Genomic DNA, 22052 nt, shown 5'->3' with positions numbered 1-22052 from the left:
ATGGCAGAAATCAAGAACTACACGCTCAACTTCGGTCCCCAGCACCCGGCCGCGCACGGTGTGCTGCGCCTGGTGCTTGAGCTCGACGGCGAAGTGATCCAACGCGCCGACCCACACATCGGCCTGCTGCACCGCGCCACCGAAAAACTGGCCGAGCACAAGACCTACATCCAGGCGCTGCCCTACATGGACCGCCTGGACTACGTGTCCATGATGTGCAACGAGCACGCCTACGTCATGGCCATCGAAAAGCTGCTGGGCGTCGAAGCCCCGCTGCGCGCCCAGTACATCCGGGTGATGTTCGACGAAATCACCCGTCTGCTGAACCACCTGATGTCGCTGGGTTCGCACGCGCTGGACGTGGGCGCCATGGCGGTGTTCCTGTATGCCTTCCGCGAACGCGAAGACCTGATGGACTGCTACGAAGCCGTCTCGGGCGCGCGCATGCACGCGGCCTACTACCGTCCGGGCGGCGTCTACCGCGACCTGCCGGATTCGATGCCCCAGTACGGCGAAACCAGCAAGTACCGCGGCGACAAGGAAGTGCGCGTCATGAACGACGCGCGCTCGGGTTCGCTGCTGGACTTCATCGAAGACTTCACCAACCGCTTCCCCGGCTGCGTGGACGAATACGAAACGCTGCTGACCGACAACCGCATCTGGAAGCAGCGCCTAGTGGGTATCGGCGTGGTCGATCCCGATCGCGCCAAGGCGCTGGGCTTCACCGGCCCGATGCTGCGCGGTTCGGGCGTGGCCTGGGACCTGCGCAAGACGCAGCCCTACGAAGTCTACGACCTGCTCGATTTCGACATCCCCGTGGGTGTCAACGGCGATTGCTACGACCGCTACCTGGTCCGTGTCGCCGAAATGCGTGAAAGCAACCGCATCATCCGCCAGTGCGTGGAATGGCTGCGCAACAACCCGGGCCCGGTCATGATCGAGAACCACAAGATCGCACCGCCCAAGCGCACCGCCATGAAGACCAACATGGAAGAGCTGATCCATCACTTCAAGCTCTTCACCGAAGGTTTCCACGTTCCTCCCGGTGAAGCGTACGCCTCGGTGGAACACCCCAAGGGCGAATTCGGCATCTACGCGGTGTCCGACGGCGCCAACAAGCCTTACCGCCTGAAGATTCGGGCCCCCGGCTTTGTCCACCTGCAAGCGCTGGATGAAATGTCGCGCGGTCACATGATTGCCGACGCCGTCACCATCATTGGCACGCAGGACATCGTTTTCGGCGAGATCGACCGCTGATCCGCCCAGACAGTCACGAGCACGCCCGCATAACCCGGATTCAAACTATGCTGCTTTCCGAACAGGCCTACCAGAAAATCGACCGAGAACTCGCGAAGTTCCCGGCCGACCAGCGGCAGTCCGCCATCATGGCCTCGCTTGCCATCGCGCAAGAAGAGAAGGGCTGGTTGGCTACCGAAATCATCGAAGATGTGGCCAACTACATTGGCGTTCCGCCCATCGCGGTCCAGGAAGTCGCCACGTTCTACAACATGTTCGACGTCAAGCCCGTCGGCAAGAACAAGATCGCCGTCTGCACGAACTTGCCCTGTGCCTTGCGCGATGGCGAGCGCGCCGGCGACTACCTCAAGCGCAAGCTGGGTGTCGATTACCGCGAAACCACCGCCGACGGCCAGTTCACGCTGGTGGAAGGCGAGTGCATGGGCGCTTGCGGCGATTCGCCCGTGCTGATCGTGAACAACAAGCATATGTGCGTGCGCATGACCGAAGAAAAGCTGGACGCGCTGGTCGCGGCCCTCAAGGCGCAAGGAGAGTCGGCATGAACGCGCCGGACCTGTACAAGCAGTTCGCGCAGGGGCTGGACCCCAACCCGCTGAACGACCTGTCCAATTCGATGTGCCTGCACGGCCGGCACATCCAGCCGCAGATCATGGCCGACGTCGACGGCGCCAACTGGCGCCTGGCCGACTACGTCAAGCGCGGCGGCTACGAGGCCCTGAAGAAGATCCTGACCACCGGCATGAAGCCGGAAGACGTGATCGCCGAAGTCAAGGCCTCGGGCCTGCGCGGCCGCGGCGGCGCGGGCTTCCCCACCGGCCTGAAGTGGAGCTTCATGCCGCGCGCCTTCCCGGGCCAGAAGTACCTGGTCTGCAACTCCGACGAAGGCGAGCCGGGCACGTTCAAGGACCGCGACATCCTGCGCTTCAATCCGCACATCGTGATTGAAGGCATGGCGATCGCCGCCTACGCCATGGGCATCAGCGCCGGCTACAACTACATCCACGGCGAAATCTTCGAAGTCTACGAGCGCTTCGAGGAAGCGCTGGAAGAGGCGCGCGCCGCCGGCTTCCTGGGCGACAAGATCCTGGGTTCGGATTTCAGCTTCCAGCTGCACGCGTTCCATGGCTATGGCGCGTACATCTGCGGCGAGGAAACCGCGCTGCTGGAGTCGCTGGAAGGCAAGAAGGGCCAGCCGCGCTTCAAGCCGCCGTTCCCGGCCAGCTTCGGCCTGTACGGCAAGCCCACCACGATCAACAACACCGAAACGTTCGCGGCCGTGCCGTGGATCATCCGCAACAGCGGCCAGGCCTACCTGGAAGTCGGCAAGCCCAACAACGGCGGCACCAAGCTGTTCTCGATCACCGGCGACGTCGAGCGTCCCGGCAACTACGAGATCCCGCTCGGCACCCCGTTCTCGACCCTGCTGGAACTGGCGGGCGGCATGCGCGGCGGCAAGAAGCTGAAGGCCGTGATCCCCGGCGGGTCCAGCGCCCCGGTGCTGCCGGCCGACATCATGATGGAAACCACGATGGACTATGACTCCATCGCCAAGGCGGGTTCCATGCTGGGTTCCGGCGCCGTGATCGTCATGGACGAGACGCGCTGCATGGTGAAATCGCTCTTGCGCCTGTCGTACTTCTATTTCGAAGAAAGCTGCGGCCAGTGCACGCCGTGCCGCGAAGGCACCGGCTGGCTCTACCGCATGGTGCACCGCATCGAGAACGGCCAGGGCCGTCCGGAAGATCTGGACCTCCTGGACAACGTGGCAAGCAACATCATGGGCCGCACCATCTGCGCCCTGGGTGACGCCGCCGCCATGCCCGTCCGTGGCTTCCTCAAGCATTTTCGCGACGAATTCGCGCACCACATCGAGCACAAGTCTTGTGTGGTCCCGCAATATCTGTAGGTCTCAGGAACAGCAATGGTTGAACTAACCGTCGACGGCAACAAGGTCGAAGTGCCCGAAGGCAGCATGGTCATGCATGCCGCTCAGAAAGTCGGGCTTTACGTGCCGCATTTCTGCTACCACAAGAAACTGTCCATCGCGGCCAACTGCCGCATGTGCCTGGTTGAAGTGGAAAAGGCGCCCAAGGCGCTGCCCGCCTGCGCCACGCCCGTGACCAATGGCATGGTCGTCCACACCTGCTCCGAGAAGGCGCGCGCCGCTCAGAAGTCGGTGATGGAATTCTTGCTCATCAATCACCCCCTCGACTGCCCGATCTGCGATCAGGGCGGCGAGTGCCAGCTGCAGGACCTGGCCGTGGGCTACGGCGGCTCTTCTTCGCGTTACCAGGAAGAAAAGCGCGTGGTCTTCCACAAGGACCTGGGCCCGCTGGTTTCCGCCGAGGAAATGAGCCGCTGCATCCACTGCACCCGCTGCGTGCGCTTCGGCCAGGAAATCGCCGGCGTCATGGAACTGGGCATGCTGGGCCGTGGCGAGCACTCCGAGATCACGACATTCGTCGGCCGCTCGATCGAGTCCGAGCTGTCGGGCAACATGATCGACATCTGTCCGGTGGGCGCGCTGACCTCCAAGCCCTTCCGCTACAGCGCGCGCACCTGGGAACTGGCTCGCCGCCGTTCGGTCAGCCCGCACGACAGCCTGGGCGCCAACCTGGTGATCCAGGTCAAGGGCGACCGCGTCATGCGCGTGGTTCCATTCGAAGACGAAGCCGTCAACGAATGCTGGATCAGCGACCGCGACCGCTTCTCGTATGAGGGCCTGAACAGCGAGGACCGCCTGTCGGCCCCGATGATCAAGGGCACCGACGGCAAGTGGCAGGAAGCTTCCTGGGCCGACGCGCTGCAAGCCGTGGCCCAGGGCCTGTCCCGCGTGCGCGACAGCTTCGGCGCCGGCCAGATCGGCGCGCTGGCGTCCGAGTACGCCACCACCGAGGAATACGCGCTGCTGGGCCGCCTGGTCCGCTCGCTGGGTTCCGAGAACATCGACTTCCGCCTGCGCCAGACCGACGCCGCCTTCGACGCTTCCCTGACGGGCGCGCCGTGGCTCGGCATGCCGATCGCCGAACTCGACAACCTGGATCGCGTCCTGGTCGTGGGTTCGTTCCTGCGCAAGGATCACCCCCTGATGGCGCAGCGCCTGCGCCAGGCCGCCAAGCGCGGCACGCAGATCCTGATGGTCGACAGCGCCGCCGACGATCCGCTGATGCCCGTGACCGCCCGCATCACCGTGGCGCCCTCCGAGCTGGCGCGCGCGCTGGCCGAAGTGGCCGTCGCGCTGGCCCAGGCCAAGGAACAGGCCGTCCCGGCCGAGTTCGCCTCGGTCGTCCCGGGCGATAACGCCAAGGCGATCGCCGCCAGCCTGGCTTCCGGCGCCAACACCGCCGTGCTGATGGGCAACCTGGCCGTGGCCAGCGCCCAGGCCTCGACCCTGGCCGCCAACGGTCGCGCCGTGGCCGGCCTGGCCGGCGGCAAGTTCGGCTTCCTGACTTCCGGCGGCAACACCGTCGGCGGCTATCTGGCCGGCGCCGTTCCGGGCAAGGGCGGCAAGAATGCCGCCGCCATGCTCGCCGAGCCGCTCAAGGCTTACGTGGTCCTGCACGCTGAGCCGCTGCTGGATGCCGACAACGGCCAGCAGGCCATCGCCGCGCTGCGCGGCGCGCAATTCGCCGTCGCCCTGACGCCTTACCGCTCGGCCGCCGCCGAGTGGGCCGACGTCATGCTGCCGGTGTCGCCGTTCACCGAAACCTCGGGCACCTACGTCAACGCCCAGGGCCTGGCCCAGAGCTTCAAGGGCACAGTCGCGCCGTTCGGCCAGACCCGCCCGGCCTGGAAGGTCCTGCGCGTGCTGGGCAACGTCCTGCACCTGGCCGGCTTCGACGACGAGACCTCCGAGTCCGTGCGCGACGCCGTGCTGGCCGGCGGCATCGAAGGCCGCCTGTCCAACGACATCAAGGCTCCGCTGGGCCTGGGCCAGGCCGGCACCGGCCTGGAACGCGTCGCCGACGTGCCGATCTACCGCACCGATGCAATGGTCCGCCGTTCGGAGCCGCTGCAGGCCGCCCCGGCCTCGAAGAAGCCGGCTGCCGCCATGAACGGCCGCACGCTCACCAGCCTCGGCCTGACGGCCGGCGTCAAGGTGCGCGTGTCGGGCGGGCAGGGCGCCGTCGAACTCGTAACCGTGCAGGACGATGCCGTGGCCGACCGCGCCGTGCGCATTTCGGCTGCCTTTGAAAACACCGCGGCCCTGGGTGGCGCATTCGGTCAAATCAGCGTGGAGCGTGCCTGATGGAATGGCTTAATGTTCTTGAGAGCCAGGGTACGGCATTGCTGGGCCCGACGGTCTGGATGGTCCTCTGGACCCTCATCAAGATTGTGATCATCGCCGTGCCCATCATCCTGTGCGTGGCTTACCTCACGTACTGGGAACGCAAGATGATCGGCGCCATGCACGTGCGCATGGGCCCGAACCGCGTCGGCTTCAAGGGGCTGCTGCAGCCGTTCGCCGACGTGTTCAAGCTGCTGACCAAGGAAGTGGTGGTTCCGTCGCAGGCCAACAAGGTGCTGTTCATCGTGGCCCCGGTGGTCACGCTGATGCCCGCGCTGGCCGCCTGGGCGGTGGTGCCCTTCGGTCCCGACGTGGTGCTGGCCAACGTCAACGCCGGCCTGTTGTACATCATGGCCATCACGTCCATCGGCGTGTACGGCGTGATCGTCGCCGGCTGGGCGTCCAACTCCAAGTACGCCTTCCTGGGCGCGCTGCGCGCCTCGGCGCAGATGCTGTCGTACGAACTGGCCATCGGCTTCGTGCTGGTGACGGTCCTGCTGGTATCCGGCAGCCTGAACATGTCCGAGATCGTGCATGTGCAGAACCGCGGCTGGTTCGCCGAGAAGGGCCTGACGTTCCTGTCCTGGAACTGGCTGCCGCTGTTGCCGCTGTTCGTGATCTACGTGATCTCGGCCGTGGCCGAAACCAACCGCCACCCGTTCGACGTGGTCGAAGGCGAATCGGAAATCGTGGCCGGCCACATGGTCGAGTACTCGGGCATGGCGTTCGCGCTGTTCTTCCTGGGCGAATACGCCAACATGATCCTGCTGTCCTGCATGGCCTCGATCATGTTCCTGGGCGGCTGGGCGTCCCCGATCGACATCGCGCCGCTGACCTGGATTCCGGGTTGGATCTGGCTGGGTCTCAAGACGTTCTTCGTGGTCTCGTTGTTCGTGTGGTTCCGCGCGTCGTTCCCGCGTTACCGCTACGACCAGATCATGCGTTTGGGTTGGAAAATCTTCATCCCGCTGACCGGCGTGTGGCTGGTCGTGGTGGCGATCTGGATGCAGACGCCCTGGAACATTTGGCGCTAAACCGCCAGGCAGAGGCAGGATATGGAAGCGATCAAGGATTTCTTCGGCAGCCTGATGCTGACCGAATTGCTCAAGGGCATGCGCCTGACGGGCAAGTATTTCTTCAAGCGCAAGGTCACCTTGCGCTACCCCCAGGAAAAGACGCCTGCGTCGGCGCGTTTCCGTGGCCTGCACGCGCTGCGCCGCTACCCCAACGGGGAAGAGCGTTGCATCGCGTGCAAGCTGTGCGAAGCGGTGTGCCCGGCACTGGCGATCACCATCGAGTCGGATCAGCGCGATGACGGCACCCGCCGCACCACGCGTTACGACATCGACCTCACCAAGTGCATTTTCTGCGGCTTCTGTGAGGAAAGCTGCCCGGTGGACTCCATCGTGGAAACGCATATCCACGAATACCACGGCGAAAAGCGCGGCGACCTGTATTTCACCAAAGACATGCTGCTCGCCGTGGGCGACCGCTACGAAGCCGAAATCGCCCAACGCCGGGCCGAAGACGCTCCCTACCGTTGAAGCCCAGGGTCTGATCCATGACTTTTACCACTGTCCTGTTTTACATACTGGCCGCCGTGCTGGTGATCGCGGCTTTCCGCGTGATCACCGCGCGCAGTCCGGTCACTGCCGTCCTGCACCTGATCCTGGCGTTCGCCAACGCGGCCATGCTGTGGATGCTGCTGGGCGCCGAATTCCTCGCGCTGCTGCTCGTGCTGGTGTACGTGGGCGCCGTGATGGTGCTTTTCCTGTTCGTCGTCATGATGCTGGATATCCGCATGGATACCCTGCGCCAGGGCATGAAGACCTACCTGCCGCTGGGCCTGGTGATCGGCCTGGTGATGGTGCTGGAAATGGCCTTCGTGCTGGGTTCGACCTGGTACGGTTCGGGTCCGCAGGCGCCGGTCGCCGGCGACTACAACAACGCCCGCGCGCTGGGCGAAGCCATGTACACGCAGTACGTCTACGCCGTTGAAGTGGGCGCCGCGCTGCTGCTGGTGGGCATGGTCGCCGCCATCGCGCTGACCCTGCGTCGCCGCCGCGACGTCAAGTACAACGACCCGGTCGCCGCCGTCCGCGTGCGCGCGAAGGACCGCTTCCGCCTGGTGAGCATGCCCGCCCAGAGCGAGCGCGCCCAGTCGCAAATCGGTGCCAAGTCCGCCGCGCCCCAAGGAGAACAAAAATGACGCTGACGCTGGCCCATTACCTGATTCTGGGGGCGATCCTGTTCGCCATCGGGATCTTCGGCATCTTCCTGAACCGCCGCAACCTGATCATTCTCCTGATGTCCATCGAGCTCGTGCTCCTGGCCGTCAACATGAACTTCGTGGCGTTCTCCAGCTGGTTCGGCGACACCGCCGGCCAGGTGTTCGTGTTCTTCATCCTGACCGTGGCCGCCGCCGAAGCGGCGATCGGCCTGGCCATCCTGGTGCTGCTGTTCCGCAACCTGAACACGATCAACGTCGATGATCTCGATCGCCTGAAGGGCTGACGGGGTATTGGAAGAAAATGTCTAGCTCACCCAATCTCTACTTGCTCATCGCGCTGGCACCGCTGGCCGGAGCGATTCTCGCGGGCCTCTTCGGCACCGGCTTCCTGGGCCGTCCGATCGGCCGCCGCGCTTCGCACATGATCACCATCCTGGGCGTGCTCATCTCCACCATCGGTTCGGTGGTGGTGCTGAACGACGTGCTCAACGGCCTGCGCTTCGACGGCGCGGTCTACACCTGGAGCCTGATCGGCCAGACCAAGCTGGAAATCGGCTTCCTGATCGATCCGCTGTCGGCCATGATGATGGTCGTGGTGACCTCGGTGTCGCTGATGGTGCACATCTACACCATCGGCTACATGGCCGACGATCCCGGCTACCAGCGCTTCTTCTCCTACATCTCGCTGTTCACGTTCTCCATGCTGATGCTGGTGATGTCGAACAACATGGTGCAGCTGTTCTTCGGCTGGGAAGCGGTGGGCCTGGTGTCGTACCTGCTGATCGGCTTCTGGTACACGCGCCCCACGGCGATCTTCGCCAACATGAAGGCGTTCCTGATCAACCGCGTCGGCGACTTCGGCTTCGTGCTGGGCATCGGCCTGCTGTTCGCGTACGCCGGCACCATGCACTACGGCGAAGTGTTCGCCCAGGCCGACAAGCTGGCCACGCTGACGCTGCCCGGCTCCGACTGGATGCTGCTGACGGTCGCCTGCATCTGCCTGTTCATCGGCGCCATGGGCAAATCGGCCCAGGTTCCGCTGCACGCCTGGCTGCCGGACTCGATGGAAGGCCCGACCCCGATCTCCGCGCTGATCCACGCCGCCACCATGGTGACGGCCGGTATCTTCATGGTCGCGCGTTTCTCGCCGCTGTTCGAACTGTCCGACGTGGCGCTGTCCTTCATCATCGTGATCGGCGCCATCGGCGCGCTGTTCCTGGGCATCCTGGGCATCATCCAGCATGACATCAAGCGCGTCGTCGCGTACTCCACGCTGTCGCAGCTGGGCTACATGACCGTGGCGCTGGGTGCCTCGGCCTACTCGGTCGCGATCTTCCACCTGATGACCCACGCCTTCTTCAAAGCGCTGCTGTTCCTGGGCGCGGGCTCGGTCATCATCGGCATGCACCACGACCAGGACATCCGCAACATGGGCGGCCTGCGCAAGTACATGCCCATCACCTGGATCACCTTCCTGCTGGGCACGCTGGCGCTGGTCGGCACGCCGTTCTTCTCGGGTTTCTACTCGAAGGAACACATCATCGAGGCCGCTGGCGCCGCGAACGTCTGGGGCGCGAATTTCGCGTATTACTCGACCCTGATCGGCGTGTTCGTCACCTCGCTGTACTCGTTCCGCGTGTACTTCCTGGTCTTCCACGGCAAGGAACGCTTCGACACCACCGGCCATGGCCACGACGACCATCACCACGCGGCCGACGTCGACCATGAGCCCGACGGCCACGGCCATCACGGCACTCCGCACGAGTCGCCCTGGGTGGTCACGCTGCCGCTGGTGCTGCTGGCGATCCCCTCGGTCATCATTGGCGCCCTGGTGGTCGACCCGATGCTGTTCGGCAAGTTCTTCGACGGCGTGATCAAGGTCCTGCCGCAGCATCCCGCGATGCACGAGCTGCACGAAGAATGGCACGGCTGGGTGGCCTTCGGCCTGCACGCCTTCCAGACGGTTCCGTTCTGGCTGGTCGTGGCTGGCGCCGTCACCGCCTGGTACTGCTACCTGATCAATCCCAAGGTTCCGGCCGCCATCAAGTCCAGCCTGTCCGGCATCAACAAGGTGCTTGAGAACAAGTACTACGTGGACTGGGTCAACGAGCAGATCATCGCCCGCGGCCTGCGCTGCCTGGGCCGTGGCCTGTGGCAGACCGGCGATCGCGGCATCATCGACGGCCTGCTGATCAACGGCAGCGCCCGTGTGGTGGGCTGGGTGGCAGCGGTCAGCCGTCACCTGCAGTCCGGCTTCATCTATCACTACGCGTTCGCGATGATCATCGGCATCATGGCGCTGGTGACTTTCTTTGTGCTGATTCCCCAATGATGGCAAGCGAGATGGCATCCAACACTTTCCCCTGGCTCACGCTTGCGATCTTTGTTCCGATCGTATTCGGCCTGCTGGTGCTGGCGGTGGGCCGTGACGACCGTCCCGGTCTGACGCGCGGCTTGTCGCTCATCGGCTCGATCGCCGGTTTCCTGGTCACGATCCCGCTTTACACTGGTTTCGACTCCTCCACGGCCGCCATGCAGTTCGTGGAGAAGACCTCCTGGATCGAGGCGTTCAACGTCAACTACCACCTGGGCATCGACGGCATCTCGATGTGGTTCGTGCTCCTGACCGCCTTCATCACGATCATCGTGGTGCTGGCCGGCTGGGAAGTCATCACCAGCCGCGTCGCCCAGTACATGGCCGCCTTCCTGATCCTGTCGGGTCTGATGGTGGGCGTGTTCGCGGCCGTGGACGGCATGCTGTTCTACGTGTTCTTCGAAGCCACGCTGATCCCGATGTACATCATCATCGGCGTCTGGGGCGGCCCGAACCGCGTGTACGCAGCCTTCAAGTTCTTCCTGTACACGCTGATGGGCTCGCTGCTGACCCTGGTCGCGTTCGTCTACCTGTGGAACGTGTCGGGCGGGTCGTTCGACATCCTGACCTGGCAGCAGACCAAGCTGGGCTATACCCCGCAGATCCTGATCTTCGTGGCCCTGCTGGCGGCCTTCGCCGTGAAGGTGCCGATGTGGCCGGTCCACACGTGGTTGCCGGACGCCCACGTCGAGGCGCCCACGGGCGGCTCCATCGTGCTGGCCGCGATCATGCTGAAGCTGGGCGCCTACGGTTTCCTGCGCTTCTCGCTGCCGATCGCCCCTGACGCCTCGCACAGCCTGGCCGGCCTGATGATCACGCTGTCGCTGATCGCCGTGATCTACATCGGCCTGGTCGCGATCGTCCAGGACGACATGAAGAAGCTGGTGGCCTATTCGTCCGTCGCCCACATGGGCTTCGTGACCCTGGGCTTCTTCATCTTCAATACGGCCGGCGTCGAAGGCGCCATCGTGCAGATGATCTCCCACGGCTTCGTGTCGGGCGCCATGTTCATGTGTATCGGCGTGCTCTACGACCGCATGCACTCGCGCCGCATCGCCGATTACGGCGGCGTGGTCAACGTGATGCCGCGCTTCGCGACGTTCTTCATCCTGTTCTCGATGGCCAACAGCGGCCTGCCGGCCACCAGCGGCTTCGTCGGCGAATTCATGGTGATCATGGGCGCGGTCGAGCACAACTTCTGGATCGGCCTGCTGGCGGCGACCGCCCTGATCCTGGGCGCCTCGTATTCGCTGTGGATGGTCAAGCGCGTGGTCCTGGGCGACGTCGCCAATGATCACGTGCGCGAGCTGACCGATATCAACCGCCGCGAGTTCGTGATTCTTGGCGTGATGGCGATCGCCGTGTTGTACATGGGGATCTATCCCAAGCCCTTCACCGACGTGATGCACGTTTCGGTGGAGGCCCTGCTGCAACACGTTGCCGTCTCGAAACTGTAAGACAAGACAATGATGCAATCCCAAATCGATTTCGCCCTGGCGACACCGGAAATCCTCTTGCTGGTTTTCGGCCTGGCTATCCTGCTCATCGACGCGGTCAGCAATCACCCCGAGCGCAAGCCGACGTTCCTGTTGACCATGCTTGCATTGGGCGTGCTGACCGTCGTGTCGGCGGTGCAATGGAAGAACGGCGTGGCCGGATCGACCTTCAACGGCCTGTACGTGGCCGACGAACTGTCGCACCTGCTGAAGATCGCGTCCTACATCGCGGTCGCCGTCACCCTGGTGTACGGCCGCGTCTACGCCCAGGTGCGCGACATGCTCCGCGGCGGCGAGCTCTATGTGCTGACGCTGTTCGCCCTGCTGGGCCAGATGGTCATGATCTCCTCCGGGAACCTGATCTCCATCTACCTGGGCCTGGAGCTGATGTCGCTGGCGCTGTACGCGCTGATCGCGCTGCGCCGCGACAACGTCGTGGCCACCGAAGCCGCCATGAAGTACTTCGTGCTGGGCGCGCTGGCCTCGGGCTTCCTGCTCTACGGCATGTCCATGGTCTACGGGGCCACCGGCCACCTGGACCTGGCCGAAATCGCCAAGGTCATCGCGTCGGGCAAGGCCGAGAAGCTGGCCCTGGTGTTCGGCATCGTGTTCCTGGTTTCGGGCCTGGCGTTCAAGCTCGGCGCCGTGCCGTTCCACATGTGGGTGCCCGACGTCTACCAGGGTTCGCCCACGGCCGTGACGCTGATCCTGGGCGCCGCGCCCAAGCTGGCCGCTTTCGCGATCACGCTGCGCCTGCTGGTGGACGGCCTGCACGGCCTGGCCGCCGACTGGCAGCCGATGCTGATGATCCTCGCGGTGCTGTCGCTGGCCATCGGTAACCTGACCGCCATCGCCCAGACCAACTTCAAGCGCATGCTGGCCTACTCGACCATCTCGCACATGGGCTTCGTGCTGCTGGGCCTGATGTCGGGCTCGGTCGCCGGCAAGCCGGACCTGTCGTCCGCCGCCTACGGCGCGTCGCTGTTCTACATGCTGACCTACGTGCTGACGACGCTGGCCAGCTTCGGCATCGTGCTGCTGCTGTCGCGCCAGGGTTTCGAGTGCGAGCAGATCGATGACCTGAAGGGCCTGAACCGCCGCAGCCCGTGGCACGCCGCCATCATTCTGCTGCTGATGTTCTCGCTGGCCGGCATCCCGCCGCTGGTGGGCTTCTACGCCAAGCTGGCCGTGCTGCAGGCGCTGATCAGCGCCGGCCACGTGACGCTGGCCGTGATCGCGGTGCTGTTCTCGCTGATCGGCGCGTTCTACTACCTGCGCGTGGTCAAGGTCGTGTACTTCGACGAGCCGGCGGCCGACGCCGCGCCCATGGTGGCCACGGCCGGCCAGCGCGGCGTGCTGTCGATCAACGGCGCGCTCATCCTGGTGCTGGGCCTGTTGCCGGGCGGCTTGATGGCGCTGTGCGTGCAGGCCATCCGCAGCTCGCTGAGCATGTAAACGGAAAACGGGGCCATGAACCAGACTTTGGCGGTATGGCTGCTGATCGCGCTGGCCCTGGTCAGCGCGAATCTCCCGTTCCTCACCGAGCGGGTGTTCGCCGTCATGCCCTGGAAGCGGGGCGGGGCGGCGGCGGTCAAGCCGTTCTGGGTCCGCCTGGTCGAAGTGCTGGTGTTCTACGCCATCGTGGGTGCCCTGGGCTTTGCCTTCGAGTCCACGCTGGGCAACCGCTTCTCCCAGACCTGGGAGTTCTACGCGATCACGCTGAGCCTGTACCTGGTGCTGGCCTATCCGGGGTTCGTGTACCGGTATCTGTTCAAGCGCCATCCGCGCCTGCGGACCTGAGCAATATCCGTCCCCGAAGAAAACGCCCCTGTAGGGCGTTTTTTTTTGCGGGTAGGCATATGGGCACCGGCCGTCGCGTCGGCGACGCCTGAAGCCGTTCCTGCGCGGCGGGCGCGGATTTTCAGGGGGAAGGGGACCTGGCGGGAAGGGCGGTGAAGCTCGCATGCCGGGCGGCAGGCACAGGGCTGCAACGATTTGCGCGGACGAGCCAATAATTCAGATTCTTGTCAGAATTTAAAAGCCCTTAAAGGGTCCGACCCCGACAGGTCGCAAGCGGCATGCAGACGCCTAAAACCCGGGGCCAGGTGTTGTTTTTTCATCTTTTGGATGGGTTTGGATACTTCGTTCAGGTTTCATTCAGCCAGCGGGTTCAGAATCGCAAACGTTAAAAAAACAAGAATCGTTGCTATTCACAATTGGAGAAGCTGGTTTGAAGCCCCAAGATTCGTATTCGCTGAATACGCTCACTACCTCGCTGGCCGCCGCCATCGCAGTTCCCGCCCTGTTCATCAGCCCTTATGCCTCCGCCCAGTCCGGCGACGGCGTGACGCAGCTCGCGCCGGTGCGCGTGGAAGGCGAGGGGTCTTCGTACCAGACCACCACGGTGCCGTCGCCCAAGATGACCGCGCCCTTGCTGGATACGCCGCGCACCATCCAGGTGGTGCCCAAGCAGGTGATCCAGGACCAGTCGGCCTCGACGCTGCAGGACGTGCTGCGCAACTCGCCGGGCATTACGTTCGGCGCCGGTGAAGGCGGCCGCCCGGGCGGCGACCTGCCCATCATCCGCGGCCAGAACTCCGCGGGCAGCCTCTTCCTGGACGGCATCCGCGATTCCAGCACGCAGGTGCGCGACACCTTCAACCTGGAAGAGGTGGAAGTGATCAAGGGCCCGGACTCCGTGTATTCGGGCCGGGGCGGCGCGGGCGGCAGCATCAACATGATCAGCAAGACGCCCAAGCCCACGGACTTCACCGAAGGCACGGTGCAGATCGGCACGGACAACAACTACCGCGCCACGATCGACAGCAACTGGCGCCTGGACGACAAGGCGGCCTTCCGCCTGAACGTGATGGGCAACAAGGGCGACGTGCCGGGCCGCGACAATGCGGTGGATTTCGAGCGCTGGGGCGTCGCGCCGTCGCTGACGCTGGGCGTGGGCACGCCGACCCGCATCACGCTGAGCTACTACCACTACCAAGACGACAGCATGCCCGACTACTCCATTCCGTATGACCCGAAGACGGGTCAGCCGGTGACGGAGACGATGGGCGTGAGCCGCAAGAGCTTCTACGGCCTGACCGGCCGCGACTTCATGAAGACGCGCGACGACGTCGCCACCGTCGACTTCCAGCACGACTTCTCGGACAAGCTGCAACTGCGCAACGTGGTGCGTTACGGCCGCGGCACTACCGACTTCGCCGCCACCAATCCTGACGACAGCAAGGGCAACGTGCCCAAGGGCCTGGTGTACCGCGCGCTCAAGTCGGGCTATTACGTCACCAAGAGCTTCGCCAACCAGACCGACCTGACCGGCGAATTCGAGACCGGCAGCCTGAAGCACTCCTTCGACCTGGGCTTCGAGTACAGCAACATCAAGCAGGACAAGGACGGCTATACCGAGTCCGGCGTTCCGACCAGCACCAATTGCACCCGTGTCTCGGCGATGTGCGCGTCGCTGTGGGATCCGGATCCGCACGTTTCGTACCCGGGCCGCCTGCAGCGCAACGACAATCCCGCGCGCTACAACACCGATACGGTGGCGCTCTACGGCTTCGACACCATCAAGTTCAACGAACAGTGGCAAGCCAGCCTGGGCATGCGCTGGGACAACTACCGCACCAGCGGCAGCAACATCGCGCGCGGCCGCAACGATCCGGCCGGCACGCCCGCGTTCTACAGCACCAGCCGCGAGGACAACCTCTTCAACTACCAGGTCGGCCTGGCCTACAAGCCGCTGCCGAACGGCACGATCTACGCCACCTACGGCACTTCGTCGACGCCTTCGGCGATCGCCGCCGGCGCGATCAGCGACGCCGCCACGATGACCAGCCAGTCGCTCGAACCGGAAAAGAGCCGGACCGTCGAGCTGGGCACGAAGTGGCAGGTGTTCGACGACCGCCTGACCCTGTCGGCCGCGGCCTTCCAGGACATTCGCAAGAACACCAGCGTGGCCGTGTCGGCGACCGAAACCGAGCAGATCGGCGAAGCCAAGGTGCGCGGCATCGAACTGGGCTTCTCGGGCAGCATCACGCCCCGTTGGAACGTGTTCGGCGGCTACACCTTCATGAACAGCGAAATGACCAAGGGCGCCTTCAACAGCGGCGCAGTCGGCCAGGACCTGCCCAACACCCCGCGCAACGCGTTCAGCCTGTGGACCACCTACAAGGTGCTGCCCAAGCTGACCGTGGGCGGCGGCGCGTACTACGTGGACAAGGTGTACGGCAATTCGGATTCGACGAAGAACGCCGACGGCACGCCCAAGGCGCGCTGGGTGCCCTCGTACTGGCGCTTCGATGCCATGGCGTCCTACGACTTCAACGAACGCGTGTCGGCCCAGCTGAATGTGCTGAACATCTTCGACGAGACGTACTACACCAAGGCCTATGCCGCGCACTATGCCGCGCTGGGCACCGGTCGCGCCGCGCTGCTGTCGCTGCGCATGCGCTACTGATCCCGCCAGCGGGAATGGAAAAGCCAGCCGGGAGCTTCCTGGCTGGCTTTTTTTTATTGCGATGCGATGGGTTGCGCGCGTTGATGGTTGTTGTTCTTGCGGAGGGTGTCGCGCGCTGCACCCATCCTACGGAAGGGCAAGGCGGGCGAATAACGTAGGATGGGTGCAGCGCGCCCTGACTGCCGCAAATACGCCGACGCTCAACGCGCGCAACCCATCGCCCGCGCAACGCCTCTCCCGGGACGGGCTGCGCCGGTCCCTCCCGCTCGGCTTTCGGACCAAGTCAGTCCGCGGTTCCCAACCGCTCGGCTTTCGGGCCAGGTCTGTCCGCGGTTCGCAGGCGCTCAGTCTTCGAACCAGTTGAGCACGCCGTCCAGTCCGGACACGTTGAGCGCGTAGCGGGTCTGCTGGCGCACCAGCGGCTTGGCGTGATAGGCCACGGGGAATCCCGCCGCGGCCAGCATCTTCAGGTCGTTGGCGCCGTCGCCCATGGCGATGATCTGTTCCGTGGCCGCGCCGTGCTGGCGGGCGAATGCCTGCAGGTGCGCGGCCTTGGCGTCGGCGTCCAGGATGTCGCCGACCACCTTGCCGGTCAGCACGCCGTTGGCGATCTCCAGGGTGTTGGCATGGGCGCTGTCCAGCTTCAGGCGCTCGCGCAGGCGCTCCGTGAAGAAGGTGAAGCCGCCGGACACCAGCAGCACCTTGATGCCCGCGGCCTGGGCCGTGGAGACCAGGCGCTCGGCGCCCGGGTTCAGGCGCAGTTTTTCCTCGTACACCTGTTCCAGCGCGCTGGCTGGCACGCCTTCGAGCAGGGCGACCCGGCGGCGCAGGCTTTCGGAGAAGTCCTTGATTTCACCGCGCATCGCGGCCTCGGTGATTTCGGACACCTTGTCCTTCAGCCCCGCCACGCCCGCGATCTCGTCGATGCACTCGATGTTGATCAGCGTGGAGTCCATGTCCATGGCCAGTACCTTGCAGGCCGAGAGCTTCAGGCCCGCCGGCAGGAAGGCGGTGTCGACGCCATGCCGTTCGGCCCAGCCCACGACGTCGGCGCGGGTCTGGTCGTCGTGCTGCACGTCGAGCAGCCGGGCGGCGGTGGCGCTGATGCGCGCGACGCCCTGCGCCTGGGCCAGGGCCGCCAGTTGCTCCGCGTGTTCGACGCTCAGGGCGGGGGATTGGACGACAAGGTGATGGGTAGTCATAGGAAGCCGAATGATGGGTAGGGTTACTTCAAGGCGCGCAGCACTGCGCGCACGGCGTCGGCGCGGGCCGGCACCTGCGGGGCCTTGATCTCGACCCGCAATTTATCCTGTCCCGCCAGTTTGATGTGGCGCTGGCGCTGGACGAGTTCGATGATCCTGGCCGGGTCCACGGTGGTCTTGGGACCGAATTGCAGCAAGGCCTGGGTTTCGCTGGCGTCGATCTTGACGATGCCCAGCGGCTGCGCGGCCAGGCGCAGGCGATGGGTGGCGAGCAGCGTCTGCGCGGCTTCGGGCAGCTTGCCGAAACGGTCGATCAGCTCTTCCTGGATGTGGATGAGGTCGTCCTCGTCGGCGGCATGCGCCAGGCGCTTGTAGATGCCCAGGCGCGCGTGCACGTCGGCGCAGTAATCCGACGGCAGCAGCGCCGGCGCGTGCAGGTTGACTTCGCAGGCCAGGTTGAAGGGCGCGTCGAGATCGGGTTCCTCGCCGGCGCGCAGCGCCCGCACGGCCTCGTTGAGCATCTCGTTGTACATCGAGAAGCCCACTTCCTGGATATTGCCCGACTGCGAGTCCCCCAGCACCTCGCCGGTGCCCCGGATTTCGAGGTCGTGCATGGCGAGGTAGAAACCGGAACCCAGTTCCTCCATCGCCTGGATGGCTTCGAGGCGCTTCTTGGCGTTGTTGGTGATCGCGTCTTCGCCCGGGGTCAGCAGGTAGGCGTAGGCCTGGTGGTGCGAGCGTCCGACGCGGCCGCGCAGCTGGTGGAGCTGGGCCAGCCCGAAGCGGTCGGCGCGGTGGATCACGATGGTGTTGGCGCTGGGCACGTCGATGCCGGTTTCGATGATGGTGGTGCACAGCAGCACGTTGTAGCGCTGCTGGTAGAAGCCCTTCATCACCTGTTCCAGCTCGCGTTCCGGCATCTGGCCGTGGGCCACGGCGATGCGGGCCTCGGGCACCAGCTCTTCGAGCCGGGCGCGGCGATTGTGGATGGTCTCGACCTCGTTGTGCAGGAAATAGCACTGGCCGCCGCGCTTGAGCTCGCGCAGCAGCGCCTCGCGCAGCGTGCTGCCGTCCTCGCGCCGCACGAAGGTCTTGATCGCCAGCCGCTTCTGCGGCGCGGTGGCGATGACGGAGAAGTCGCGGATGCCTTCCAGCGACATGCCGAGCGTGCGGGGAATCGGCGTGGCGGTCAGCGTCAGCACGTCGACCTCGGCGCGCAGCGCCTTCAGCGCCTCTTTCTGGCGCACGCCGAAGCGGTGCTCTTCGTCGATGATGACCAGGCCCAGCCGCTTGAACTTGACGTCCTTGGACAGGATCTTGTGGGTGCCGATGACGATGTCGACCCGGCCGTCGTTGATGCCCTCGATGGCGGCGGATACTTCCTTGGCCGAACGGAAGCGCGACAGTTCCACGACGCGCACCGGCCAGTCGGCGAAGCGGTCGGAGAAGGTCTGCGCATGCTGCTCGGCCAGCAGGGTGGTGGGGCAGAGCAGGGCCACCTGCTTGCCGTTGGCCACGGCCAGGAAGGCGGCGCGCAGGGCGACTTCCGTCTTGCCGAAACCCACGTCGCCGCAGACCAGTCGATCCATGGGGCGGCCGGAGGTCATGTCGGCGATGACGGCTTCGATGGCGGCGGCCTGGTCGACGGTTTCCTCGAAGCCGAAGCCTTCGGCGAAGGCCTGGTAGTCGTTCAGCGGCAGGTTGAAGGCATACCCCTCGCGCGCGGCGCGCTGGGCGTACAGCGCCAGCAGCTCGGCCGCGGTGTCGCGCACCTGCTTGGCCGCCTTGCGGCGCGCCTTGTCCCATTGGCCCGAACCCAGCTGGTGCAGCGGAGCGGCCTCCGGATCGGCGCCGCTGTAGCGGGCGATCACGTGCAGCTGCGAAACCGGCACGTACAGGGTGCTGCCGTTGGCGTATTCGAGGTGGAGGAATTCCATCCTGCCTTCGCCCATGTCCATATTGACCAGGCCGTGATAGCGGCCGATGCCGTGCTGCGCATGGACGACTGGGTCGCCCTCGCGCAGCTCGGACAGGTCGCGCACCATGGCCTCGACGTTGCTGGCGCGCTCCTGGTCGCGTTTACCGCGCCGGCCGGTGGCTGCGAGACCCGGGTACAGGTCGTTCTCGGTCAGGAAGACCAGGTTGGCCTGGGGCAGCTGGAAGCCGGTGGACAGCGGGGCGGCGACGATGCCGAAATGGGCGTCAGAGGCCAGGAAGGCCTCGATGGCGTCGGGCTGCGCGTCCGGCGTCACGCCGAATTCGTTCAGCATCTGCACCAGCGTTTCGCGCCGGCCCGCGGAATCCGCGCACAGCAGCACCCGCGTCTGGCTCGTCTGGACCAGGGCGCGCAGCTTGGCGATGGGATCCTCGGAGCGCCGCGCCACGCTGACGTCGGGGGCGGCGCGGAAATCGGGATGCGGGTCGCCCGCGCCCAGGGACAGGCGGCGGAAGCCCTTCAGGCGGGAATAGAGCGCCTCGCTGTCGAGGAACAAAGCCGAGGGCGGCAGGACCGGGCGTTCGCGATCGCTCTTGAGAAAGCCGTAGCGGCTGGCGGTGTCCTGGTTGAAGCGCTGGATGGCGTCGTCGATGTCGCCGACGGTGACGGTGACCGTGCCGTCCGTCAGGTAGTCGAACAGGGTCGCCGTTTCTTCGAAGAAGAGCGGCAGGTAGTACTCGACGCCCGCGAACGGGATGCCGTTGCCGATGTCCTTGTAGGGCAGCGCGCGCGACGGGTCGCCTTCGAACACTTCGCGGAAGCGGGCGCGGAAGCGGGTGCGCGAATCCTCGTCCATCGGGAATTCGCGGCCGGGCAGCAACTGCACCTCGCGCACCGGATACAGGCTGCGCTGCGTGTCCACGTCGAAGCTGCGGATGGTTTCGATTTCGTCGTCGAACAGGTCCAGGCGGTAGGGCACGACCGATCCCATGGGGAACAGGTCTATCAGCCCGCCGCGCAGGCAGAATTCGCCGGGCGCCGTCACCTGGGTGACGTGGTTGTAGTTGGCCAGCGTGAGCTGGGCGCGCAGCGCCGCTTCGTTCAGCTTGTCCTTCTGCTTGAAGGAAAAGGTGTAGGCCGCCAGGAACGAGGGCGGGGCCAGCCGGTACAGCGCGGTCGTGATGGGCACCGTCAGCACGTCCACCGATTTCGTCATCAGCGAATGCAGCGTGTGCAGGCGCTCCGAAATCAGGTCCTGGTGCGGCGAGAACGCGTCGTAGGGCAGGGTTTCCCAATCCGGGAGCTGGCGCACGCGCAGGCCGGGGGCGAACAGCTGGATCTCTTCCGCCAGGCGCTGGGCCTCGACCGGCTCGGCCGTAAGAATGACCACGGGCGCCGACGCCTGGCGCGCCAGGTCGGCCAGCAGCCAGGCGTCGCCCGAGCCGGGAGGCCGGGGTTGCGCGTAGCGCGAGCCGGGCTTGAGCGCGGACAGGGTCGGGGCCGTGGCGGGGACGGGGGGCGCGGCGGTGGCGGGGAGAGAGGGGGCGGGCATCAGGCTGGCAGCAGGCATCAAGCGGAAGATTATAAAATCACCGCACCATGTCTGCTTCCATCATTGCAATCGTGCCCGCCGCGGGCGTCGGCGCCCGCGCCAGCCGGCCCGGGCACGAGACCGTCCCCAAGCAATACCGCCCCTTGTCCGGGCAACCCATGCTGCGCCTCGCGGTCGGCGCGCTGCTGGCCGACGAACGGATTTCCCAAGTCCGCGTGGCCGTGACGCCGGGCGACGGCTGGGTGGATGCGGCGCTGGCCGGCCTGCCGCGCACGGTGTGGCGCGCCTGCGGCGGCGCGACCCGGGCCGATACGGTGGCCGGCGCGCTGGCCGACAGCGGCGCGGCCGACGATACCTGGGTGCTGGTGCATGACGCGGCCCGTCCCGGCCTGCCGGCCGAGGCGCTGGGCCGCCTCATCGACGCCTGCCTGGCGGATCCCGTGGGCGGCCTGCTCGCCGTGCCGGTGGCCGATACGGTGAAGGGCGGGCATGAACGCGTGGAGCGCACGCTGGACCGCAACGGCCTGTGGTTGGCGCAGACCCCGCAGATGTTCCGGGCCGGCGTGCTGCGCGATGCCCTGACGGCGGCCTCGGTGAGCGGCGCGGCCGTCACCGACGAAGCGTCCGCCATCGAGGCCGCCGGCTATGCGCCGCTGCTGGTGCCCGGCGCCATGCGCAACTTCAAGGTGACCTGGCCGGATGATTTCGAACTGATGGAAAAATGGCTATGAGCATTCCCTTTCGCGTCGGGCAGGGCTTCGACGTGCACGCCCTGGTCGAGGGCCGTCCGCTGATCATCGGCGGCGTCACGATCCCCCACACGCACGGCCTGCTGGGCCATTCCGACGCCGACGTGCTGTTGCACGCGATCACCGACGCGTTGCTGGGCGCGGCCGGCCTGGGCGACATCGGCCGCCATTTCCCGGATACCGATCCGGCGTTCAAGGGCGCCGACAGCCGCGTGCTGCTGCGCGAAGCGATGGCCCGGGTGCGCAAGGCAGGCTGGGCGCCGGTCAATATCGACGCCACCCTGCACGCGCAGGCCCCCAAGATCGGCCCGCACGCGCCGGCCATGGTGAAAAACATCGCCCAGGACACCGGGCTTGCCGAGACCGAGGTCAACATCAAGGCCAAGACAAATGAAGGCCTGGGCTACCTCGGCAGGAAGGAAGGCATAGCGGCGACGGTCGTGGCGCTGCTCGCCCGGGTCTGAGTTCGGGTCTGAGCCCGGCTTTGATCCCGGATT

General features: G+C 65.5%; 17 protein-coding genes. 15 read left to right on the top strand and 2 right to left on the bottom strand.

Going from position 1 to position 22052, the window contains the following annotated elements:
• The 13 genes from ADE01S_RS00745 (at position 1) to ADE01S_RS00685 (ending at position 16116) form a co-directional block, all read left to right on the top strand.
• Complete coding sequence (locus ADE01S_RS00745; RefSeq protein WP_062679545.1) at positions 1–1257, top strand: NADH-quinone oxidoreductase subunit D; 1257 nt, start codon at positions 1–3, stop codon at positions 1255–1257.
• A gap of 47 nt (positions 1258–1304) precedes the next feature.
• Positions 1305–1799 (top strand): NADH-quinone oxidoreductase subunit NuoE, encoded by a 495-nt coding sequence (gene nuoE, locus ADE01S_RS00740; protein ID WP_043543414.1) that lies wholly within the window; start codon positions 1305–1307, stop codon positions 1797–1799.
• Positions 1796–3163, top strand: a complete 1368-nt coding sequence (nuoF, locus tag ADE01S_RS00735; protein ID WP_062679544.1) for an NADH-quinone oxidoreductase subunit NuoF — start codon at positions 1796–1798, stop codon at positions 3161–3163. The genes nuoE and nuoF overlap by 4 nt, the downstream gene beginning before the upstream one ends.
• A 15-nt stretch (positions 3164–3178) precedes the next feature.
• Positions 3179–5506, top strand: a complete 2328-nt coding sequence (nuoG, locus tag ADE01S_RS00730) for an NADH-quinone oxidoreductase subunit NuoG (RefSeq protein WP_062679543.1) — start codon at positions 3179–3181, stop codon at positions 5504–5506.
• Positions 5506–6579 carry an NADH-quinone oxidoreductase subunit NuoH gene (gene nuoH / locus ADE01S_RS00725; protein ID WP_062679542.1) on the top strand — a complete coding sequence of 358 codons (1074 nt, stop codon included), beginning with the start codon at positions 5506–5508 and terminating at the stop codon, positions 6577–6579. Before nuoG ends, nuoH begins: the two co-directional genes overlap by 1 nt.
• Positions 6580–6600: 21 nt before the next feature.
• On the top strand, positions 6601–7089 hold the full coding sequence (gene nuoI / locus ADE01S_RS00720) for an NADH-quinone oxidoreductase subunit NuoI (RefSeq protein WP_043543405.1): 489 nt from the start codon (positions 6601–6603) through the stop codon (positions 7087–7089).
• A 17-nt stretch (positions 7090–7106) separates the two neighbouring features.
• Positions 7107–7754, top strand: a complete 648-nt coding sequence (locus ADE01S_RS00715; protein WP_062679541.1) for an NADH-quinone oxidoreductase subunit J — start codon at positions 7107–7109, stop codon at positions 7752–7754.
• Positions 7751–8059, top strand: coding sequence for an NADH-quinone oxidoreductase subunit NuoK (gene nuoK / locus ADE01S_RS00710; RefSeq protein ID WP_025137065.1), 309 nt, complete (start codon positions 7751–7753; stop codon positions 8057–8059). The genes ADE01S_RS00715 and nuoK overlap by 4 nt, the downstream gene beginning before the upstream one ends.
• Before the next feature lie 17 nt (positions 8060–8076).
• Positions 8077–10107 carry an NADH-quinone oxidoreductase subunit L gene (nuoL, locus tag ADE01S_RS00705; RefSeq protein ID WP_062679540.1) on the top strand — a complete coding sequence of 677 codons (2031 nt, stop codon included), beginning with the start codon at positions 8077–8079 and terminating at the stop codon, positions 10105–10107.
• On the top strand, positions 10104–11606 hold the full coding sequence (locus ADE01S_RS00700) for an NADH-quinone oxidoreductase subunit M (protein ID WP_062679539.1): 1503 nt from the start codon (positions 10104–10106) through the stop codon (positions 11604–11606). Before nuoL ends, ADE01S_RS00700 begins: the two co-directional genes overlap by 4 nt.
• 9 nt (positions 11607–11615) lie before the next feature.
• Entirely contained in the window at positions 11616–13100 is a 1485-nt protein-coding gene (nuoN, locus tag ADE01S_RS00695) for an NADH-quinone oxidoreductase subunit NuoN (protein ID WP_062679538.1), read from the top strand.
• A 15-nt stretch (positions 13101–13115) separates the two neighbouring features.
• Positions 13116–13445, top strand: a complete 330-nt coding sequence (locus tag ADE01S_RS00690; RefSeq protein WP_062679537.1) for a DUF2818 family protein — start codon at positions 13116–13118, stop codon at positions 13443–13445.
• A gap of 430 nt (positions 13446–13875) precedes the next feature.
• The gene (locus ADE01S_RS00685) at positions 13876–16116 is read left to right on the top strand and encodes a TonB-dependent receptor (protein ID WP_062679536.1); all 2241 of its coding nucleotides are present in this window, start codon (positions 13876–13878) and stop codon (positions 16114–16116) included.
• 344 nt (positions 16117–16460) lie between these two features.
• Here ADE01S_RS00685 and serB read toward each other — a convergent pair whose 3' ends face one another.
• Both serB and mfd read right to left on the bottom strand, forming a co-directional pair.
• The gene (gene serB, locus ADE01S_RS00680; protein WP_062679535.1) at positions 16461–17318 is read right to left on the bottom strand and encodes a phosphoserine phosphatase SerB; all 858 of its coding nucleotides are present in this window, start codon (positions 17316–17318) and stop codon (positions 16461–16463) included.
• Between the two features lie 23 nt (positions 17319–17341).
• Positions 17342–20824, bottom strand: a complete 3483-nt coding sequence (gene mfd, locus ADE01S_RS00675; protein ID WP_165695646.1) for a transcription-repair coupling factor — start codon at positions 20822–20824, stop codon at positions 17342–17344.
• A 29-nt stretch (positions 20825–20853) separates the two neighbouring features.
• On the opposite strand from mfd, the gene ispD reads away from it, so the two are divergent.
• A complete protein-coding gene (gene ispD / locus ADE01S_RS00670; protein ID WP_062679534.1) occupies positions 20854–21537 on the top strand; it encodes a 2-C-methyl-D-erythritol 4-phosphate cytidylyltransferase in 684 nt (227 codons plus the stop codon).
• Positions 21534–22019 carry a 2-C-methyl-D-erythritol 2,4-cyclodiphosphate synthase gene (gene ispF / locus ADE01S_RS00665; RefSeq protein ID WP_062679533.1) on the top strand — a complete coding sequence of 162 codons (486 nt, stop codon included), beginning with the start codon at positions 21534–21536 and terminating at the stop codon, positions 22017–22019. Before ispD ends, ispF begins: the two co-directional genes overlap by 4 nt.
• Positions 22020–22052 lie beyond the last annotated feature (33 nt).

The sequence above is a fragment of the Achromobacter denitrificans NBRC 15125 genome, assembly GCF_001571365.1.
Classification (GTDB): domain Bacteria; phylum Pseudomonadota; class Gammaproteobacteria; order Burkholderiales; family Burkholderiaceae_B; genus Achromobacter; species Achromobacter denitrificans.
This window is presented reverse-complemented; position numbering and strand designations above follow the sequence as displayed.

Bases quoted from the DNA above. Each gene is read 5' to 3' on its own strand.
- ADE01S_RS00745 (WP_062679545.1), top strand. From the start codon at position 1: ATGGCAGAAATCAAGAACTACACGCTCAACTTCGGTCCCCAGCACCCG.
- nuoE (WP_043543414.1), top strand. From the start codon at position 1,305: ATGCTGCTTTCCGAACAGGCCTACCAGAAAATCGACCGAGAACTCGCG.
- nuoF (WP_062679544.1), top strand. From the start codon at position 1,796: ATGAACGCGCCGGACCTGTACAAGCAGTTCGCGCAGGGGCTGGACCCC.
- nuoG (WP_062679543.1), top strand. From the start codon at position 3,179: ATGGTTGAACTAACCGTCGACGGCAACAAGGTCGAAGTGCCCGAAGGC.
- nuoH (WP_062679542.1), top strand. From the start codon at position 5,506: ATGGAATGGCTTAATGTTCTTGAGAGCCAGGGTACGGCATTGCTGGGC.
- nuoI (WP_043543405.1), top strand. From the start codon at position 6,601: ATGGAAGCGATCAAGGATTTCTTCGGCAGCCTGATGCTGACCGAATTG.
- ADE01S_RS00715 (WP_062679541.1), top strand. From the start codon at position 7,107: ATGACTTTTACCACTGTCCTGTTTTACATACTGGCCGCCGTGCTGGTG.
- nuoK (WP_025137065.1), top strand. From the start codon at position 7,751: ATGACGCTGACGCTGGCCCATTACCTGATTCTGGGGGCGATCCTGTTC.
- nuoL (WP_062679540.1), top strand. From the start codon at position 8,077: ATGTCTAGCTCACCCAATCTCTACTTGCTCATCGCGCTGGCACCGCTG.
- ADE01S_RS00700 (WP_062679539.1), top strand. From the start codon at position 10,104: ATGATGGCAAGCGAGATGGCATCCAACACTTTCCCCTGGCTCACGCTT.
- nuoN (WP_062679538.1), top strand. From the start codon at position 11,616: ATGATGCAATCCCAAATCGATTTCGCCCTGGCGACACCGGAAATCCTC.
- ADE01S_RS00690 (WP_062679537.1), top strand. From the start codon at position 13,116: ATGAACCAGACTTTGGCGGTATGGCTGCTGATCGCGCTGGCCCTGGTC.
- serB (WP_062679535.1), bottom strand. From the start codon at position 17,318: ATGACTACCCATCACCTTGTCGTCCAATCCCCCGCCCTGAGCGTCGAA.
- mfd (WP_165695646.1), bottom strand. From the start codon at position 20,824: ATGCCTGCTGCCAGCCTGATGCCCGCCCCCTCTCTCCCCGCCACCGCC.
- ispD (WP_062679534.1), top strand. From the start codon at position 20,854: ATGTCTGCTTCCATCATTGCAATCGTGCCCGCCGCGGGCGTCGGCGCC.
- ispF (WP_062679533.1), top strand. From the start codon at position 21,534: ATGAGCATTCCCTTTCGCGTCGGGCAGGGCTTCGACGTGCACGCCCTG.